The organism is Tateyamaria sp. syn59 (assembly GCF_007995245.1).
In the GTDB taxonomy this organism is placed as follows: Bacteria; Pseudomonadota; Alphaproteobacteria; order Rhodobacterales; family Rhodobacteraceae; genus Tateyamaria.
In genome coordinates, this window is sequence record NZ_VCBA01000004.1 from 344,928 (window position 1) to 363,533 (window position 18,606).

Here is an 18,606-nt window from a genome sequence, read left to right on the forward strand (position 1 = left end):
TCAGCCATCCCCCGCGGATTGATCCTGCCGATTGCGGCCGCCGCCCTGCCCGGCCCGGCGATTTTGCCCCCGCGGCTGGCTCAGCGCCGTGGCCAGAGCCGATATGTCGGTGCGCAGTTCCGCCATGCTTTCCTGTCGGCCCGCGCTGATTTCTTCGAGGATCCGCAACATTTGCACGTCAATGGACCGCAAGCGCATCCGGCTTTCGGCGTCGATCCCATCGCCTGTGCCCTGCCGTTCGATCACTTCGATCAGCCGGTCCTGACCCTCGGCCACGCGCATCAGGGCATCGTTGCCGCCCCCCTGCGCCTCAAGCCGCGTGGTCATCCGGTCTACCGCATCCGCCAGGTTGCCCAACTTTTCATCCACCATCGACCGGCTGATGTCTGACTGGGTGAACATGGTTTGCAGGCTTTCCATCTGCTCGGCCAGGTGGTCGATGACCCCCGCCATCGCGCTTTGATCCTGCCCGCCTTCGCCGTCGGTCAGGCCAACGCGGGTGATCGAACTCAGCCACTCTTCCAATTCACGGTAAAACCGGTTCTGCCCGCGACCGGCAAACAGCTCGAGCAGCCCGACGATCAGCGATCCGGCCAGCCCCAAAAGGGACGAGGCAAAGGCAACACCCATACCCCCAAGCTGCGCCTCAAGGCCGGTCATCAACCGGTTGAACACTGCAACACCGCCCTCGCCCTCTTGCGGCGCCAGACTGCGGATGGTGTCGACCACGGCAGGCACGGTTGTGGCAAGGCCGTAGAACGTCCCCAAAAGGCCAAGGAAAATCAGCATGTTGACGATATAGCGCGTGATATCGCGCACCTCGTCAATCCGGGTGGCGACGGAGTCGAGGATCGACCGGGTGGAGGTTGCCGACAGCTGCATCCGTGCGCCGCGCGACCGCAACAGCGACGCAAGCGACGCCAGAAGCTGCGGCGCTTTCGTCTGCGCATCGGCCCGGTCGCTGGCAAACTCCTCGATCCATTTGACTGATGAGATCAGCGAAAACACCTGCCAGAAACAGGCAATCACGCCGATGAAAAACACCAGGACAATAAAGCCGTTCAGATACGGGTTCGCCTGGAACACCGGCAGCACGCGCGGCAGCGCAATGATCGCCCCAAAGAGCGACAGGCCCAGCACAAAGACCATCGCGAAAATCTGTTGAACGGGCTGGGAAAAATGTGGCTGCGCGTCGGGTGTGGTCCGTGCCATGCGGTGGCTCCTGACCCCTGCTTTTGTTATCTTTCGCAGCAGCCTATCGGCTTTTGTGCAAAAGCGCCAAGGATTTATGCCCGAATTGCTGCAACGCGGCGTGACAGCCAGTCAAGGTCCGGGTCCGCCACGCCAAGTTCGGTCAGATGTTGAGCAGTGTTGTAAAGATATTCGCTGTTGGGTCCACGCCCGCCATGGGCATGAGCGATGATCTGCGCCTGCTCTTCGAGCGGAAGACCACCGCAATATTGCACATGGTCGGGGTCGATCACATAAGTCACTGCCGTGACCTGCCGCCCGTCAGTCAGACCAACTTGCAACATCCGCTCCAGATAGGCGGACGAGATCAACTCTCGTTCGCGCAAATAGCCCAGCGTCGCATCCTCGGTTCCGGGCGCGACGCGCAGCGCCACGCCGTCACAGGCCGCGTCCGCAACAGCGTCCAGGGCCAGCACCAGGCCCGGCTCCGCCTCGGACCCGCGGTGATGGATCGACCGCATGCAGAACGACCGCGCCCACCCCGGCAGGGTCCCGCGCACAGACTCCGCAACGTCGAAGCCGGGGTTCCAAAGCAGGCTGCCATAGCCGAACACCCACATGGTCATTGTCACTGGTCCTTATGCTATCGCCTGCGGTAGACCCGATTTCGCAGCCAAGGAAAAGGGGCAGACATGCGCAAACTGATGTGGACCGTTGCACTGGTGCTGCTGGCGTGGTCCGGATGGTGGTGGGCTGCATCGTCGGGGCTGCGCGGCGGCGTGTCGGCATGGTTCGACGCCCGCGCAGCCGAAGGCTGGCAAGCCGAAGTGCAAGAGGTAACAGGCGGCGGCTTTCCCCTGACCCTGCGCGCGGGCCTACGTGACTTGGCCCTAGCCGACCCCCAAGCCGGGCTGGCCATCAGGACAGGCGCACTCGACATCGCTGCACCCGCCTACTGGCCCGGCGATGTCACCGTCGCGCTGGACAACGACCCGATCCTCATCGCCTCGCCTTTTGGCCGCTCTACACTCACGATGGCCGACGGGGTCATGGCCCTGAACCTGCACCCCGGCACCGCGCTTGAGCTGGAAGCGCTGGGATGGACATCCGGCCCATGGCAGGTCGAGGATGCCGAAGGGATCCTTGCACAAGCAGGCGACCTGACCCTGACCATGGTCCAAATCGAAGGCCCGACCTACGCCCTGACGGCCGCCGCTCAATCCTTTGCGCCCGGCAGTGCGGCCCGGCGCAACCTGCGCCTGCCCGACACCTTCCCCAGCGCCTTCGACAGCCTGCAGATGCGCGCCGACATCACGTTCGACACAGCATGGGACCGCCGCGCGCTCGACCAGCGCCGCCCGCAACCTCGCGTCATCGACCTGCATCTGGCCGAGGCGATCTGGGGCGATCTGCAATTCAACCTTAGCGCCGATCTGACGGTGGATGCGCAGGGCATTCCCTCCGGCACTGTCGCCATCCAGGCTGAAAACTGGCGCACCATGCTGGATCTGGCGGAGAATATCGGCGCCCTGCCGACCGGCCTGCGGGGTCAGGTCGAAAATGTGTTCCAGGCCCTCGCAGGCGCGTCAGGCAACGATGACACGCTGGACGTCGAGCTGACCCTGCGCGATGGCGCGATCCGCCTGGGCTTCATCCCGCTGGCCCCTGCACCGCGCCTGATCCTGCGCTAAGCGCTTTCATCTTGCCAGATAAATCATGGGCGCGCCATTGGTCCGGGAGAGAATGGCGACGGCAGCGCCCCGCCCCGGTCCGACGCTTACCGGCAATACGCCCCACCGCGATGCCGCGCCGTATCAAAGTGGAAATGGTCCCTATGGAACCGATCCGAATTCGGCCCCAGAACGGTACCGAATGGACCACAAGCTGCCTTGTGCATCTGCCGCATGGCGCGCCTATGACGCGAGTTCCAGTCGTTCAGCACCGTCAGGTTGGTCCCGTCCCGCAACTGAAAGCCGGAAATGTCGATGGCGCGGCCCTTGCCGTGTTCAGAGATGCGCGCGCCTGGCTGGTTGTTGCGTGTCCGGCAGGCGTAGTGCGCCGCGACGCGAAAGCCGACAAGCCCCCCGCCGGTGCCGCGTAGGGCCGGTTTGGCCCCTTTTTCCGTCCATTGTTTCAACGCCTTGGCGGTAGTGCAGTCCATTAAAGCCGATTGACTCAGCGTCACGCCCGAAACGGAGCGGATCCGCACCGCCTCCTGAATACCGCAGCCGCCGATGCGCCCCGGAACAAACCCGACCTCATCGCCCTGCAAGTCAGGATCACCGCAGACCTGACCACGCCGCCGCTCTGCCCGACGCGCCATCGCCCGTTCGATGATCGCCTTGGGCCGCAAGGACGGGCGCAGGGATGTGGCTTGCTCCGGAACCGTGGCGGCAAATGCCATGCTGCCCGGCGCGGGTGCAAGCACCGCCGCAGCTTCACCACCGGTGGGTTCCGCAACCGCGCGCGCCACGGGGCGCTTCGATGTCTCCGGCGCGGCAGAGGCGACGCCGGCAAACAGCATCAGGCCCAGCGCCAGCCCTCTCATCGTGCGGCCCCACGGCCGAAGTCTGGCGCGTCGGTGTCCTGCCCCGCCTCGATGATGCCGCGGCGGATCGCGCGGGTGCGGGTGAAATAGTCGAACAGATGATCCCCGTCACCGGTGCGGATCGCGCGTTGCAAGGCAAACAGCTCTTCGGTGAAACGGCCCAGGATCTCCAGCGTCGCGTCCTTGTTCGTCAGGAATACGTCGCGCCACATGGTTGGGTCACTGGCAGCGATACGGGTGAAATCCCGGAACCCGGCGGCAGAGAATTTGATGACCTCGCTGTCCGTCACGCGGCGCAGATCGTCGGCCACGCCGACCATGGTGTAGGCAATCAGGTGCGGGATGTGACTGACCACGGCGCAGACGCGGTCGTGGTGCTGCACGTCCATCTGGTCCGTCATCGCGCCAAGGGCCGCCCAATATTGCTCGACCTTGTCGACAACGCCTGCATCCGCGCCTTCTGGCTTGACGATGAGCGTCCAGCGGTTGTCGTAGAGCTCGGCAAAGCCAGCTTCGGGCCCGCTGTGTTCGGTGCCCGCCATCGGGTGCGTGCCAACAAAATGCACGTTATCCGGCACGTGCGGCATGACTTCATCAAAGACGGCCTGCTTGACCGAACCGACATCGATCACGGTCGCACCGGGTTTGAGCGCGCCGTTGATCTCGGCCATCACCCCACCCATTGAGCCGACGGGAACCGCCAGCACGACAAGGTCAGCGTCCGCCACAGCCTCTGCCGCGGTGTCGGTGACCACATCGCAAAAGCCGAGACGACGGGTGGTTTCGCGCGTTGTCTCGGACCGAGCGTAACCGCTGATCGTCGCGGCCGCCCTAGCCCGTTTTGTAGCCCAGGCCATTGATCCGGCAATCAGGCCCAGCCCGATAAAGGCGACCTTTTCGTAAATGACACTCACGATGCGTTCCGCCATTCGGTCAGCGCCGCAATCACGCGCCCGGTCTGTTCAGCATTGCCGACTGTGATGCGGATGCCTTCCGGAAAACCGTAGCCTCCCACCCGCCGTACAAGAATGCCGTCCGCATTCAGAGCTGCCTCCGCCTCATCCGCCTCTGCAACCGAGGCGGCACGCGCCAGCACGAAATTCGTGTCGCTGTCGTCGCAGGCCAACCCCAACTGCCGCAAAGCGCCGGTCAGCCGCGCGCGTTGATCGGCATTGAGCTCAGCACACGCTTCGACCCATTGTACGTCCCGCACCGCTGCCTCGGCCGCGGCCAGCGCGACAGTTGACAGGTTGAAGGGCTGGCGGATGCGCGTCATCACGTCGATCATATCCTTCGGCCCGTATCCCCAGCCGACACGCAAACCACCAAGACCGTAGATCTTGGAAAAGGTGCGTGTCATCAGCACATTGGGCCGGGTTTCGGCCAGGCCGCGCCCGCCATCATACCCTTCGGCATATTCGGTGTAGGCCCCGTCGATCACGAGGATCACGTGCTCAGGCAGGCTATCGGCAAGGCGCACGATCTCTTCATCCGGCAGCCGCGTACCCGTCGGATTGCCGGGGTTCGTCAGCAACACGATACGGGTGCGTTCGGTCACAGCGCCGAGAATAGCATCGACATCTACGACCCGATCGGCTTCCGGCACGCAAACCGGCGTGGCCCCCGCCATGTTGGCGAGGATCGGATACATGGAAAAGCCGTGTGCGGTGTGGATGATCTCGTCCCCGGGCCCGGAGAAGGCTTGCGTCACGAACTGCAAAACCTCGTCACTGCCGACGCCGCAGATCACGCGGTCGGCGTCCACGGTCCAGACCTCGGCAATCGCCGTGCGCAAGGCGGCGTGGTCGGTTGAGGGGTAGAGGTGCATGTCGCGGGCCGCCTGGCTCAGCGCGTCAATGGCGGCGGGCGGCGGGCCTGCCGGGTTCTCATTCGAGGACAGCTTCAGCACTTCGCTCACCCCGGCCAGATGCGACGCCCCGCCCTGGTAGAGCGCGATGTCCATAATGCCGGGTTGCGGTGTGATGCGGGTCATTGATCCTCTCCATTCGTCCGACACGTTTTAGGGGGGTGCGGGCGGAGTGGCTAGGGGCAAAAGCGCGCGTGTGTCGAGCCGGTCAAGCGGCGGACCGTGGGCTGGCGCTCCAACGCTGATATAGTGCGGTTTATTGTGGTCATTTGCCTAAAACGCTTGGGTTGCGCACCAACGGCGATGTAGCGGCAGCCAGCCGGGACGGTCCGCCGCTTGACCGGCGCCTTCGGCGTGCTTCCGGTCCGGTTTAGCTTGAAGCCTCTGGCGCGGGCTTCCACTTGAACCCCACCCGGATCACACCGTGGTCGTTCGTCCCGCTTTCCTTGTGATCATCAAAGTTCAGATGGTCGTTCTGCACCACCATCTCGTCAAAGGCCCACTTCCGGCGCCTCGAGTTGTCATAAAACTCCTGACTGAACAGAATGTGATCCAGGCTCTCGCGCTGGCCCTTGTAAACATGGGTGTAATAGACATCGCGGACCGACCGATACTCCTGCATCGTCTGGGCAGTATACAGCGCGTTGTCACCACCGCCCTTCGACAGCGGCGACAGATACGTAGGCTGCTCGGACAGGATGTTCAGCGTGTTGCTGTCCTTGCCATCGTTCATGTCACCGATGACCACCACGGGCGTATCCGTCTTTTTCGTCAGCTGCGTTATGATGACCCGCAACGCCGCGGCCTCTGCCGTCCTGCGCACCGTGGAAATGGCATAGCCCAAGGCCGTCGCGTGCGGGCCATGCACCTCCTTTTCGTACCAGCTCCGCTCGCGCCAGATCTGTGTCGGGCGACGGGATTTGAAGTGGCAGACAAACACGTGGATGACCGGCGTGCGGTCGTCGGGCTGGACCTGAAAGTGCAAAACGGGCCGGGAAAAGGTACTCAGGTTCACCTCAAGAAAATCCTGTTGCGGGTCGTCACCGCCGGTTTTCAGCACGTATTCATCGGGGAAATCCACGATCCACTCCGGCGCGCCCACCAGCATCCCCTTACGGACGGCAGCCGCACACACGATCTTGTCGCCTTCATGATCGGGCGGCACGAGCGGATCGAAGTCGGCTGTCATGCCTGCCTCCTCCAGCACCTGATCCAGCGCATCAGCGGCCCAAAGCTCCTGCAGGCCCACCACATCCGCATCAAGCCGCCCCATCACACTGGCTGTGAAATCTACCTTGCGCTGGTAGATGATCGGGTCCCAGCCGTCGGTGTCTCCGTAAATCGCGTCACCGGGAGTTTGCAGGTTCAGCAGGTTGAAGCTCGCAAAAGAAATGTCGCGGGCACCCATGGCAGTCTCCAATTTTCATCAATCAATGGGCCGAGGCTACCACAGGTTGCGGGGCCCGCGGGCGAAATCTTCCGCACACAGCAAATGGTTGCGTAGACAGTCAAAGGGGGCATGTGACCCGGCTGTTCGCGATGATTGCTCTGTACACGCCAACCGCAACATGAAGCCCGCGCCTTCGCTCTCACAGGCCGAGTGCCAAACGCCTTGAACTGCTCTCAAAGCAGGCAAAAATCCGCCACATTGCGCGTCTAACGCTCTGCCGAGGCGGAAACAGTGTGTTTCCACGTCGTAGGACGGGTCGCGTGGGTGAATTCGCGCCCCGCGTGTAGTATACAGTAGCACCGTGTAGAACGCAGTCCGCATTGGGAGTGGCGCAGATGCCAGATGGTGGATCCATTACTGGGTTCCTGTTTCAGGACTTCAACTTCATAAACGACAACGGCCAGCTGAACCCGGGCCAGAACGGGCCTTTTTCGTTGCCAAGCAACGCGCAAGCCACGCTTGCGGGCGGGGCGACGACCATCGACATCAACGTGTTGGATGATGACGACGAATTCGATGACGGCTTTCAGGACGATCCGAACGGCACAGCGCTGAACCAGATCCTGCGCGATGACATCGACACGACAGATGCTGCGGGCAATGCCGTTCAGATCGGCGCAGGCGCTGTGCTGGAGGTCGAGTTCACCCTGACAGCCACACCGGTTGGTGGCGGCACCCCAATTGACCTGCTGTTTGTCGCGGCAGGACCGGGCGAAAACCAGGGCAATCTGACCCTCGTCGTGTCGACCGAGCCACTGGTGCCGGGCACCACCTACAACATTTCGTTCAAGAACGACGGCGGCGGCACGCCCTATGGCGAGATCGTGTGCTTTGCTCGCGGGACCCTGATCCGCACACCCGGCGGGGATGTCCCGGTCGAGACTTTGACCGTCGGGGACCGCATCCTGACACTTGATGAAGGGGCGCAGCGCATCACCTGGGCCGCACAGCGCATGATCCTCTTTCCCAAAGGGGACGATCTGCCTGTCTGGGTGGAGCCGCACACCTTCGGCAAGGACCAGCCCTATGCGACGACCGGCTTCTCGCCCCGCCATTGCCTGCTGCGGCGCGACCCGGCGTATCAGATCATGTTCGACACGCCCGAGGTTCTGGTCGCCGCCCGCGACAGTGTGAATGGCGATACCATCACCCAAAAGCTCGACGGCAAGGCCATCGAATATTTTCACTTCATGGTCGACGGTCACGCGCTGGTCTGGGCCAACGGTATGCTGGCAGAAACCTTCTATCCTGGCCCCATCGCCCGGCAGAGCCTCGACCCGATGGCACAGGCACGGTTGGTTGAACTGCACCCCAGCGTTCGCGAGCCCACCGCGCCTGCACCGTTCCCCCCCGCACGGCGACGGGTACGCGGCTATGAACTGCGCGCGACGACATCCACACAGGGCGAGACGACGCTGACCGCTCTCTGATCAGGCCGGGTACGGCGCGCGGGCCACGCGCGCCAAAGCGTTGCGCACGATCAGGATGTGAAACGGCATGATGGTCGCAAGGTAGATCCGGCCACCGATGTTGTGTGTGTGCACCCAAGTGGCCAGCGACACGGTCCCGCCTTCTGACCGGACAGACACACGGAAATCCAGATGCTTGTCGTCAAAGCCGACGACGACTTCGGTGCCTGTTTCGCTTTCCACAGGAAACGGACCCAGCTTGTCATCGGCCTCCGGCCCGTCCTGCGACAAACCAAACGGCGCGGTGATCAGCGCACGCAGCTTGACCAATACCTGCGCCCAGCCGGGAAACGCCGTGATGATCTCGGCGGCGGCGCGCGGTGGCATTGTGCTGGCCACCGTATAACAATCCAGAAAATCGCCGCGCTGCATCTGCGCATGCAGCGGACTGTCGGCGGAAAGTCGGCTGGCTGTGACACGCGGTGCGGACATGACGCCCCTCCAGAATTTATCTGACGCCATCCTAGCCACGCAGGCGACGCACAACCCTGTGACATGAAATCACAAGGCCCCGCCAAACCCTGCTACAGTCGCGCAAAGCCACTTCAGCAGGAGCCTGAACATGAGCGATAACAACAACTCCGCGTCACAGACCGCATGGCCACTGCCGACGTTCGAGTTTCGTGTCGCGATCGGCAGCGAAGAGGCCACCTTTCAAGAGGTCAGCGGCCTTGATGTCGAAAGCGCGCCCACCCCGGTCCGCGCGAGTGGGCCGGTGGCGCTTCCTGCGATCAAGCTGCCGGGTCTCGCACGAACCGGAAACGTCACTTTGAAAAAGGGCGCATTCGTCAGACACGGCGCGTTCTGGGACTGGTTCGGCGGCATCAAGATGAACACGCTGAAACGCGCGGATGTCACAATCGCCCTCGTGGACGCAGGTGGCCACCCGACCATGGTCTGGACGCTCAAGAACGCATTTCCAGTCAAGATCATCGGCACCGACCTCAAGGCTGAAGGCAACGAGGTTGGGGTCGACAGCGTCGAGCTGACCCATGACGGGATCACCACCGAAAACGCATAGAAAAAGGCCGCCCCGGATCGGAGCGGCCCTGTAACGTCTGTGTGGCAAGGCCCAAGGCCCGCATATGTAGGGTGGGCAATCCGCCCACCGAACTCAGTTCTTGGCGTAGAATTCCACGACCAGGTTCGGTTCCATCATCACCGGGTACGGCACGTCGCCCAATGTGGGTGTGCGGGTGAAGGTGGCCGTCATTTTCGAGTGGTCGGCGTCGATGTAATCAGGCACGTCACGCTCCGGCAGTTGCGTGGCTTCCAGCAAAACGGCCAGTTGCTTCGACCGGTCGCGGACCTCGATCACGTCGCCTTCCTTCACGCGGTATGAAGGGATGTTGACCTTTTTGCCGTTCACTTTGACGTGGCCGTGGTTCACGAACTGACGGGCAGCGAAGACGGTCGGCACGAATTTCGCGCGGTAGACAACGGCGTCCAGGCGACGCTCCAGCAGGCCGATCAGGTTTTCACCGGTGTCGCCCTTGACCCGCTCGGCCTCAGCATAGATGCGGCGGAACTGCTTTTCGGTCAGGTCGCCGTAGTAGCCCTTGAGCTTCTGCTTGGCGCGCAGCTGGATACCGAAATCCGACAGCTTGCCCTTGCGGCGCTGACCATGCTGGCCGGGGCCATATTCACGACGGTTGACGGGGGATTTGGGGCGACCCCAAATGTTTTCGCCCATGCGGCGATCAATCTTGTACTTGGCAGACGTGCGTTTGGTCACGGCTGATCTCCTTCGTTCAGGTTTTCGAAGGGCGTTGTCCTCTCCCCGGATTTAGCCGAGACGACAGGGATCCGCTTGCGCGGGCCACCAACACCAATGAAGCCGCGCTTATACGCCGGGATTCGCCAGAGTCAACGACTACGGCGCACCTACGCAACGACGACCCATCGCCGCAACTTCTGCATGGCGGAAACAGGGCGTGATGTGATCATTGACCAGCCCCGTCGCCTCCATGAACGCATAGACAATCGTGGGCCCCACGAACTTGAATCCCCGCGCGCGCAGATCCTTTGACAGCTGTTCGCTCAACTCCGTCTTGGGCGGCACCAGATCGCGGCTGGCAAAGTTGGTCTGCAGTGGGCGTCCGTCCACATAGTTCCATAGAAATTTATCGAACCCGATGGCCTCGTTAACCTCAAGATAGGCGCGGGCATTGGTAATGGTCGCCTCTATCTTGCCACGGTGGCGGATAATGCCGGGATCGGCCAGCAGGCGCTGCACCTCCGCCTCGCCCCATGTGGCGACGACCGCCGGGTCGAAATCGGCAAAGGCCGCCCGGAACGCCTCGCGCTTGCGCAGGATCGTGATCCAGCTCAGCCCCGCCTGAAACCCATCCAGGATCAGCTTCTCCCACAGCGCGCGCGCATCATATTCCGGAACACCCCATTCGGTGTCGTGATAGGCAACGTAATCCGGCGCCTGCCCTTCCCATCCACACCTGTGCAACACGCAAAATCTCCCGTCGTGGTTAACGTTTAAAATTGGAACAAAATGCAAACATTAAGACTGCTTTTACGGCTTTAACGTCAAGGTGACCATAGATTTCGAACACAAGGGTCGCTGCCAGCCCATGAAGAATAAACGGTTCCAAAACGTGCCTGCGGGCTCCGAAAACCCATTAAATGCCGCCGTATCCGCCCGCGACCGCAGCACGCTTTCGATGGTCGAACAGGCGGTCCGGCACAAGCAGACGCTGCTGGCCTATCAACCGGTCGTCATTGCCAACGATCCGGGTCGCGTCGGGTTCTACGAGGGGCTCATTCGCGTCATGGACGACACCGGCCGCATCATCCCGGCCAAAGATTTCATGCCGGTTGTCGAACGTGCCGAACTGGGGCGCGAGATTGACGTCGTGGCCCTGAACATGGGGATGCGCACCCTGCACGAACATCCGGACATCCGCCTGTCGATCAACATGTCCGCCCGTTCCATCGGTTACCAAAGCTGGATGCAAGCCATGAACCGGTGGCTGAAAAAGGATGCCAGCATCGGCGAACGCCTGATCCTCGAAATCACCGAAGGATCGGCGATGGACCAACCCGAACTGGTGGTCGATTTCATGGACCGGCTGAGCCGTCATGGCATCTGTTTCGCTCTGGACGACTTCGGGGCTGGCTACACGGCGCTACGATACTTCAAGGATTTCTTCTTCGACGTGCTCAAGATCGACATGGAGTTTTGCCACGGCATAGCGCACGATCCGGACACCCAGGCACTGACGTCGGCGATCATCCAGATCGGGCACCATTTCGACATGCTCGTCGTCGCCGAAGGGCTCGAACGGGCAGAGGATGTCGAAATGCTCATCCAAATGGGAGTCGACTGTTTGCAGGGCTTCTATTTTCAGGCACCACAGGTCCGCCCCGCCTGGCTGATGGACAAGCGGGAACCGGCAAAACGGGCGGGCCAACAGGCCTGAGACATAACGTCAGTTGCCGCACAGCAGCGAATCCGGTACGTCCACACGCGACGCGGGACCATTCTGAGGCCCGCACAGGCGCGCAGCGCCTATAGACGTGCGAAGTCTCGGAGTGGTCCTCAAGGTAACTGACAGAGGACCCGACCCCCATGACCAACATCGTCATCGCTTCAGCCGCCCGGACTGCCGTTGGCAGCTTTGGTGGCTCTTTCGCCAACACCCCAGCCCATGACCTTGGCGCAACCGTGCTCGAAGCGGTGGTGGAGCGCGCAGGGATCGACAAATCCGACGTCTCCGAAACCATCCTCGGCCAGGTTCTGACCGCGGCACAGGGACAGAACCCCGCCCGGCAGGCGCACATCAACGCAGGGCTCCCCAAGGAATCCGCCGCCTGGTCCATCAACCAGGTCTGCGGCTCGGGCCTGCGCGCCGTGGCCCTCGGCGCGCAGCACATCGCCCTTGGTGACGCCGACATCGTCGCCGCCGGTGGCCAGGAAAACATGACGCTTTCGCCCCACGCCGCCGCCCTGCGCGCCGGTCACAAGATGGGCGACCTGAAATACATCGACACGATGATCCGCGACGGTCTGTGGGACGCTTTCAACGGCTACCACATGGGCCAGACGGCAGAGAATGTTGCCGATCAGTGGCAGATCACCCGTGACATGCAGGACGAGTTCGCCGTCGCCAGCCAGAACAAGGCCGAAGCCGCGCAAAAGGACGGCAAGTTCGCCGATGAGATCACAGCCTTCACCGTGAAAACCCGCAAGGGTGACATCGTGGTCGACAGCGATGAATACATCCGCCACGGCGCCAACATGGAAGCCATGCAGAAACTGCGCCCCGCCTTCACCAAAGACGGGTCGGTCACGGCCGCCAACGCTTCCGGCCTGAACGACGGCGCCGCAGCTGCCCTGTTGATGAGCGCAGAGAATGCCGAAAAACGTGGAATCGAACCGCTCGCCCGCATCGCCAGCTACGCCACCGTCGGCCTCGACCCGTCGATCATGGGCGTGGGCCCGATCTATGCCTCGCGCAAGGCACTGGAAAAAGCAGGTTGGAAACCCGAGGAACTTGACCTCGTGGAAGCCAACGAAGCCTTCGCCGCCCAAGCCTGCGCGGTGAACAAGGACATGGGCTGGGACCCGGCCATCGTGAACGTGAACGGCGGCGCCATCGCCATCGGCCACCCGATCGGCGCCTCGGGCGCACGCATCCTCAACACCCTGCTCTTCGAAATGAAGCGCCGCGACGCCAAAAAAGGCCTCGCCACGCTCTGCATCGGCGGCGGCATGGGCGTTGCCATGTGCCTCGAACGCGACTGATCAGTCCATTTGACTGATACACATCAAGGCGGCGCACCCCGGCGCCGCCTATCTTTTTTCAACACGACCAAACACAACACCAAAGTAGGCGCGTAATAATGTTGCGCTCCGACCGCATTTAAGCGAAACAATGCGAAACATACCCCAGAAGGAGTCTCCCCCATGTCCCGTGTAGCCCTCGTCACCGGCGGTAGCCGTGGTATCGGCGAAGCCATTTCGAAAGCCCTGAAAGACGCAGGCTATACCGTCGCCGCCACATACGCAGGCAATGACGAAGCCGCGGCCAAGTTCACGGACGAAACCGGCATCAAAACCTACAAGTGGAACGTCGCGGACTACGACGAATCCAAAGCGGGTCTGGCAAAGGTCGAGGCTGACCTCGGCCCCATCGACGTGGTTGTCGCCAATGCGGGCATCACCCGCGACGCGCCCTTCCACAAGATGACGCCGGAACAGTGGCACCAGGTCATCGACACGAACCTCACGGGCGTGTTCAACACCGTGCACCCGCTCTGGCCCGGCATGCGCGAGCGCAAGTTTGGCCGCGTCATCGTGATCTCATCCATCAACGGCCAAAAAGGCCAGTTCGCCCAGGTGAACTACGCCGCAACCAAGGCCGGTGACCTCGGCATCGTTAAATCGCTGGCCCAGGAAGGCGCGCGCGCAGGCATCACTGCCAACGCCATCTGCCCCGGCTACATCGCCACCGAAATGGTCATGGCCGTGCCGGAGAAGGTCCGCGAGTCGATCATTGGCCAGATCCCCGCAGGTCGCTTGGGCGAACCGGAAGAGATTGCACGCTGCGTCGTTTTCCTCGCCTCTGACGGTTCGGGCTTTATCAACGGCTCGACCATCTCGGCCAACGGCGCGCAGTTCTTCGTGTGACACAACGGTGTACGGGTTGTGCACGCTTGGTGCACGGCTTGTGCACACCGATATTCAATCAAAAAGGGCCGGTGCAGCGATGCACCGGCCCTTCCTGTATCCCGTAAGATGGCGCGCGCCCATCAGCGGGAAGACTTGCCTCCAAACAGCCAGGTCCAGGCGCCAGCAAGTGCTGCGCCGCGTTCTGCGTGGGCGCGTTCCAAACCTTGGCGGATGGCGGGGTGTGCGGATGTCTCGAACATGTGCGGTATCCTCTTGGATCAGTGTTTCTGAATTGACCCAAATATGCGCCTTTGCATGGCAACCGACAAACGAGACTTTCCAAGCATTCACATAAGCTATACTTAAGTGACCATGCCAGACCGCCTACCGCCCCTCACCGCCCTACGCGCCTTTGACGCCGCCGCCCGGCACATGTCATTCGCCAAGGCAGCCGAAGAATTGCACGTCACCCCCGCCGCCCTCAGCTTCCAGATCAAATCACTGGAAGAACACTTGGGCACCCAGGTCTTCCGCCGCCTCAACCGCGCCGTCGAACTCACCGAAGCAGGCCGCGCCATGGCCCCCGGCATGGCCGACGGCTTCCAGACCCTCGCCGCTGCATGGCGGGCTGCAGAACGCACTTTGGACAATGAGACATTGACTGTGACGGCAGGTCCGGCTTTCACCGCCAAGTGGCTCGCCCCGCGCCTTTACGAGTTTGCTCAAGCCCATCCAGAGATCGAGCTGCGCTTCTCCGCGACCCTGAAACTCGTGGACCTGACACGCGACGGGATCGACGTAGCCATCCGCTTCGGGACAGGCACGGACGAAGGCGTCTACTCGTATCCCCTGCCCGCCGATGAATGGGTGTGTCCCGTGATGACGCCCGAAATGGCAGCCCGCTTTCCCACGCCGGACAGCCTGCGCGACGCGACCCTGATCTTTGACGACAGTATCGCTTTCCTGAAACCACCGGCCAATTGGGACACGTGGTTCCGCATGATGGGCATCGACTTCGCTCCTAAGGCAGGCCCCCGCTTCAGCCAGGCAGATCACGCCATCGACGCTGCCCTGGCCGGGGTCGGCGTGGCACTGGGGCGGCGTTCGGTGGTGATCAAGGATCTGGACGATGGCCGCCTTGTCGCACCCTTTCCCAATGCGCTGGACACCGGCGTGCGCTTCCGCTTTCTGTGCAACAAGGGTGCCGAAATGCGTCCCCAAATCGTGGCCTTCCGCGACTGGATCCTGACAGAAATCGCCAAGACCGAACACATCACCGACCGCATGATCCGCAAACCCTCATCGGACTTTCAGCCCGAATGACGCGCCGCACCGCGACCCTGATCGGCTTTGTCGCCGTACTGCTGTGGGGCGTGCTGGCCCTGCTGACGGTCGGGTCCGCTCCGACGCCGCCCTTTCTGCTCAACGCGCTCTGCTTTGCCATCGGCGGCACGCTTGGCCTGATCTGGACGGCGCGCAGTGGGGGCCTCCAGCAATTGCGCGGAGTGCCCCTGCATGTCTACGTCCTCGGGACACTGGGCCTTTTTGGCTATCACGCACTCTACTTTTCCGCCCTACGCCTAGCCCCCGCAGCCGAAGCAAGCCTGATCGCTTACCTTTGGCCGCTGCTGATCGTGCTGTTCTCCGGCCTTCTGCCCGGCGAGACGCTGCGCGCCGGTCACGTCATAGGCGCGTTGATCGGATTTGCCGGGGCCGCACTGATCGTGACAGGCGGGTCTGCTGGTTTCAATGCCACTGCCCTGCCCGGCTATCTTCTGGCCATGGCCTGCGCGCTGACATGGTCCAGCTATTCGGTCCTGTCGCGTCGTTTTGGGACTGTGCCCACAGCGTCCGTGGCCGTCTTCTGTGTCGCCAGCGCCGCGCTGTCGGTGCCATTTCACCTGATGCTCGAAGACACCGTTTGGCCTGCAGGCATGTTGGGCTGGGTCAGCGCGATCCTGCTGGGTCTAGGCCCTGTCGGCCTTGCGTTCTACGTCTGGGACATCGGCGTAAAGCGCGGCGACATACAAATGCTCGGTACTGCGTCCTATGCGGCGCCGCTGTTGTCGACCGTCGTTCTTGTGGTGGCTGGCGTGGCTGTACCAACGTTGTCATTGGCGTTTGCGGCACTCCTTGTGACGGGCGGAGCACTGCTGGCAGCCCGCGCCAGCCTGAAGGGGAGCCTTAACTCGAAAGTCGGGTAATCTCTTCTTTCAGCTTCAGCTTCTGCTTTTTCATGGTGGCCACTTGCATCTGATCAATGCCGGGCGATCGCTGGGCCATATCAACCTGTTCACTGAGGTTCTGATGCTTCTTTTTCAACTCTTCGAGATGGGCGGTCACGCTCATACGGGTCCTCCTTGCTGATAAAGTTGCTGCCACAGCCAAGCACAGCTTTACGCGCGAGTCACGCCGCAGGCGCAGCATGTGGATAAGCCTGATGTAGGAACGGTTAACTTCCCGTTAAAGGTGTAGAGCCGCACCTGCGCGCAAAACCGCTTGAATTTCAGGGGTATAGCTTTCGGCATCCTGTTCGTGCCGTTCCCCTTTGTGAAGAATGATCGGAAAATGCAGCCTAAAATCTGCGCGCCCGTTCTTGCGCGCCCGGAAAATCGCCAGCTCTGCCGGTTTTCCGATCCGAGGACAAAGCGGCCAGATCTCCGGACTGCCCAATCGCCCCAACGCGCCCGCCAGCAGGTCCGGCACCCGTTCGGCCCGGTGAATCATGTGCAGATAACCCTTGTGCCGCAGCCGCCGCGCCGCCGCGTCGATCCATGCGGCCACGGGGGTCTCCACCCCACGCCCGGCCTCCCGCCCAAGGTCGGACGCCACATGTCCCGCCTCGCGATCAAAAAAGGGCGGGTTCGCCAGTACGTGGTCAAAGCTGCGGGCCTTCAAGGCCTCGGGCAAGTCCGTCAGATCAGCGGCGAAGGTGTCCAACCCGTTCCGCTGCGCCAGCGCTGCATAGTCGGCCTGCCGCTCCACGCCCCAAAGGTCTAGACCCTCCACTCGTGCCCCTAGACACAATGCCGCAGTGCCCACCCCACAACCCAAATCCAGCACGGATTGGCCAGGTTTCGCAGGCACCGACGCTGCCAATAGCACCGGATCAACACCCGCCCGATACCCCAACCGCGGTTGCCACAGGTGTAACCGCCCGCCCAGAAAGGCATCGTGGGTCAGATCAGCGTCCAAGGTCGATGTCATTGTCCGTCATAACCCGCAGCGCTGCGTCGTAATCATCCGTCCGCACCATCAGGCGACGGGGGAAAATTCCGATCCCACCTTCGAGGACGCTCATATTTACGTCCATCTGAAAGCAGTCTATATCCTCGCCTTCAAGAAGGGCGGAGGCAAAGGCGATGATCGTCGGGTCAGTCGTGCGCAAAAGTTCCTTCATATCATGGATGTAGGGGCACACCGGCCTACGTGTCGAGGGGTGCAATGGGGAAAGTGATGGACGCGTCCACAATCGCAAAGCCGCATGACCGTTTGGCCGCCTATCTGGCAGAGGATCTGGAGGGCGTGAACGGCCTGATCCGCGAGCGCATGGCCTCAGAACACGCGCCCCGTATCCCCGAAGTGACACAGCACCTCGTGGAGGCAGGCGGCAAGCGTCTGCGGCCCATGCTCACCCTCGCCTCGGCGCATCTGTGCGGCTATCCGGGCGCCTATCATGTACACTTGGCCGCCACGGTCGAGTTCATCCACACTGCCACCCTGCTGCATGACGACGTGGTCGACGAAAGCGCCCAGCGGCGCGGACGTCCCACGGCGAACCTGCTGTGGGACAACAAATCATCAGTCCTCGTAGGCGACTACCTCTTTGCCCGTTCGTTCCAGCTGATGACGGAAACAGGCAATATCGACGTCCTGCGCATCCTGTCCGACGCCGCGGCCACCATTGCCGAGGGCGAAGTGCTTCAGATGACCGCAGCCCAGGATCTGGCCACCAGTGAGGCCATCTACCTGCAAGTGGTGCGCGGCAAGACGGCGGCGCTGTTCTCTGCGGCCATGGAAGTGGGCGGCGTGATCGCGGGCAAGGACTCGGCGACGACGCAAGCGCTGTTCGACTACGGCGACGCGCTCGGCATCGCGTTCCAGATCGTGGATGACCTGCTGGACTACCAGGGCCAGTCCTCCGCCACTGGCAAAAATGTCGGCGACGATTTCCGCGAACGCAAACTGACGCTGCCAGTGATCAAGGCCGTCGCGATGAGCGACAGCGAACAGCGCGCCTTCTGGTCCCGCACCATCGAAAAGGGCCAGCAAGAGGACGCAGACCTCGACCACGCCCTGTCGCTCCTGCACAAACACGGCGCACTTGAAGCAACCAAGGCAGACGCCATCGGCTGGGCGAACAAGGCCAAGTCCTCGCTTGCCGCACTGCCAGCGCATGACCTGCGTGACATGCTGATTGACCTCGCCGACTACGTGGTCGAACGGATCAACTAG

Annotated in this window: 21 protein-coding genes; 9 read left to right on the top strand and 12 right to left on the bottom strand. The window is 62.3% G+C overall.

Annotated features, from left to right (window positions below; genetic code table 11):
• Positions 1 to 1,212, bottom strand: a complete 1,212-nt coding sequence (locus FD715_RS10255; protein ID WP_147109103.1) for a biopolymer transporter ExbB — start codon at positions 1,210 to 1,212, stop codon at positions 1 to 3.
• A 74-nt stretch (positions 1,213 to 1,286) separates the two neighbouring features.
• Positions 1,287 to 1,817, bottom strand: a complete 531-nt coding sequence (locus tag FD715_RS10260) for a gamma-glutamylcyclotransferase (RefSeq protein ID WP_147109105.1) — start codon at positions 1,815 to 1,817, stop codon at positions 1,287 to 1,289.
• A gap of 66 nt (positions 1,818 to 1,883) precedes the next feature.
• Between FD715_RS10260 and FD715_RS10265 the strand changes: the two genes are divergently transcribed.
• Positions 1,884 to 2,882, top strand: coding sequence for a DUF2125 domain-containing protein (locus tag FD715_RS10265; RefSeq protein WP_147109107.1), 999 nt, complete (start codon positions 1,884 to 1,886; stop codon positions 2,880 to 2,882).
• 86 nt (positions 2,883 to 2,968) lie between these two features.
• Here FD715_RS10265 and FD715_RS10270 read toward each other — a convergent pair whose 3' ends face one another.
• The 4 genes from FD715_RS10270 to FD715_RS10285 form a co-directional block, all read right to left on the bottom strand.
• On the bottom strand, positions 2,969 to 3,739 hold the full coding sequence (locus FD715_RS10270) for an extensin family protein (RefSeq protein WP_147109109.1): 771 nt from the start codon (positions 3,737 to 3,739) through the stop codon (positions 2,969 to 2,971).
• Positions 3,736 to 4,668, bottom strand: a complete 933-nt coding sequence (locus FD715_RS10275; protein WP_147109111.1) for a prephenate/arogenate dehydrogenase family protein — start codon at positions 4,666 to 4,668, stop codon at positions 3,736 to 3,738. The genes FD715_RS10270 and FD715_RS10275 overlap by 4 nt, the downstream gene beginning before the upstream one ends.
• Positions 4,650 to 5,732, bottom strand: coding sequence for a histidinol-phosphate transaminase (gene hisC / locus FD715_RS10280; protein WP_147109114.1), 1,083 nt, complete (start codon positions 5,730 to 5,732; stop codon positions 4,650 to 4,652). The genes FD715_RS10275 and hisC overlap by 19 nt, the downstream gene beginning before the upstream one ends.
• Before the next feature lie 244 nt (positions 5,733 to 5,976).
• Positions 5,977 to 7,014: an endonuclease/exonuclease/phosphatase family protein gene (locus FD715_RS10285; RefSeq protein ID WP_147109117.1), complete on the bottom strand. Its 1,038-nt coding sequence runs from the start codon at positions 7,012 to 7,014 to the stop codon at positions 5,977 to 5,979.
• Between the two features lie 377 nt (positions 7,015 to 7,391).
• On the opposite strand from FD715_RS10285, the gene FD715_RS10290 reads away from it, so the two are divergent.
• The gene (locus tag FD715_RS10290) at positions 7,392 to 8,486 is read left to right on the top strand and encodes a Hint domain-containing protein (protein ID WP_147109119.1); all 1,095 of its coding nucleotides are present in this window, start codon (positions 7,392 to 7,394) and stop codon (positions 8,484 to 8,486) included.
• On the opposite strand, the gene FD715_RS10295 is transcribed toward FD715_RS10290, so the two are convergent.
• Entirely contained in the window at positions 8,487 to 8,957 is a 471-nt protein-coding gene (locus FD715_RS10295; protein ID WP_147109122.1) for a DUF2867 domain-containing protein, read from the bottom strand.
• A 130-nt stretch (positions 8,958 to 9,087) separates the two neighbouring features.
• On the opposite strand from FD715_RS10295, the gene FD715_RS10300 reads away from it, so the two are divergent.
• The gene (locus tag FD715_RS10300; protein WP_147109125.1) at positions 9,088 to 9,546 is read left to right on the top strand and encodes a phage tail protein; all 459 of its coding nucleotides are present in this window, start codon (positions 9,088 to 9,090) and stop codon (positions 9,544 to 9,546) included.
• Between the two features lie 93 nt (positions 9,547 to 9,639).
• On the opposite strand, the gene rpsD is transcribed toward FD715_RS10300, so the two are convergent.
• Both rpsD and FD715_RS10310 read right to left on the bottom strand, forming a co-directional pair.
• Positions 9,640 to 10,260, bottom strand: coding sequence for a 30S ribosomal protein S4 (rpsD, locus tag FD715_RS10305; RefSeq protein WP_039684158.1), 621 nt, complete (start codon positions 10,258 to 10,260; stop codon positions 9,640 to 9,642).
• Positions 10,261 to 10,398: 138 nt separating this feature from the next.
• Positions 10,399 to 10,986, bottom strand: coding sequence for a DNA-3-methyladenine glycosylase I (locus FD715_RS10310; RefSeq protein ID WP_223274828.1), 588 nt, complete (start codon positions 10,984 to 10,986; stop codon positions 10,399 to 10,401).
• Between the two features lie 124 nt (positions 10,987 to 11,110).
• On the opposite strand from FD715_RS10310, the gene FD715_RS10315 reads away from it, so the two are divergent.
• From FD715_RS10315 to FD715_RS10335, 5 genes are all read left to right on the top strand, one after another.
• A complete protein-coding gene (locus FD715_RS10315) occupies positions 11,111 to 11,959 on the top strand; it encodes an EAL domain-containing protein (RefSeq protein ID WP_147109131.1) in 849 nt (282 codons plus the stop codon).
• A 149-nt stretch (positions 11,960 to 12,108) separates the two neighbouring features.
• Positions 12,109 to 13,284 (top strand): acetyl-CoA C-acetyltransferase, encoded by a 1,176-nt coding sequence (locus FD715_RS10320; RefSeq protein ID WP_147109134.1) that lies wholly within the window; start codon positions 12,109 to 12,111, stop codon positions 13,282 to 13,284.
• Between the two features lie 162 nt (positions 13,285 to 13,446).
• Entirely contained in the window at positions 13,447 to 14,169 is a 723-nt protein-coding gene (phbB, locus tag FD715_RS10325; protein ID WP_147109137.1) for an acetoacetyl-CoA reductase, read from the top strand.
• A gap of 354 nt (positions 14,170 to 14,523) precedes the next feature.
• Complete coding sequence (locus FD715_RS10330; protein WP_147109140.1) at positions 14,524 to 15,474, top strand: transcriptional regulator GcvA; 951 nt, start codon at positions 14,524 to 14,526, stop codon at positions 15,472 to 15,474.
• Positions 15,471 to 16,355 (top strand): DMT family transporter, encoded by an 885-nt coding sequence (locus tag FD715_RS10335; protein WP_147109143.1) that lies wholly within the window; start codon positions 15,471 to 15,473, stop codon positions 16,353 to 16,355. The genes FD715_RS10330 and FD715_RS10335 overlap by 4 nt, the downstream gene beginning before the upstream one ends.
• On the opposite strand, the gene FD715_RS10340 is transcribed toward FD715_RS10335, so the two are convergent.
• The 3 genes from FD715_RS10340 to FD715_RS10350 form a co-directional block, all read right to left on the bottom strand.
• Positions 16,336 to 16,500, bottom strand: coding sequence for a YdcH family protein (locus FD715_RS10340; protein WP_076630279.1), 165 nt, complete (start codon positions 16,498 to 16,500; stop codon positions 16,336 to 16,338). The two genes, FD715_RS10335 and FD715_RS10340, sit on opposite strands and share 20 nt — an antisense overlap.
• 114 nt (positions 16,501 to 16,614) lie before the next feature.
• Positions 16,615 to 17,358 (bottom strand): tRNA1(Val) (adenine(37)-N6)-methyltransferase, encoded by a 744-nt coding sequence (locus FD715_RS10345; protein ID WP_147109146.1) that lies wholly within the window; start codon positions 17,356 to 17,358, stop codon positions 16,615 to 16,617.
• A complete protein-coding gene (locus FD715_RS10350; protein WP_147109149.1) occupies positions 17,336 to 17,551 on the bottom strand; it encodes a DUF2007 domain-containing protein in 216 nt (71 codons plus the stop codon). The genes FD715_RS10345 and FD715_RS10350 overlap by 23 nt, the downstream gene beginning before the upstream one ends.
• 56 nt (positions 17,552 to 17,607) lie before the next feature.
• Here FD715_RS10350 and FD715_RS10355 point away from each other — a divergent pair, with 56 nt between their 5' ends.
• Positions 17,608 to 18,606 (top strand): polyprenyl synthetase family protein, encoded by a 999-nt coding sequence (locus tag FD715_RS10355; RefSeq protein ID WP_147109152.1) that lies wholly within the window; start codon positions 17,608 to 17,610, stop codon positions 18,604 to 18,606.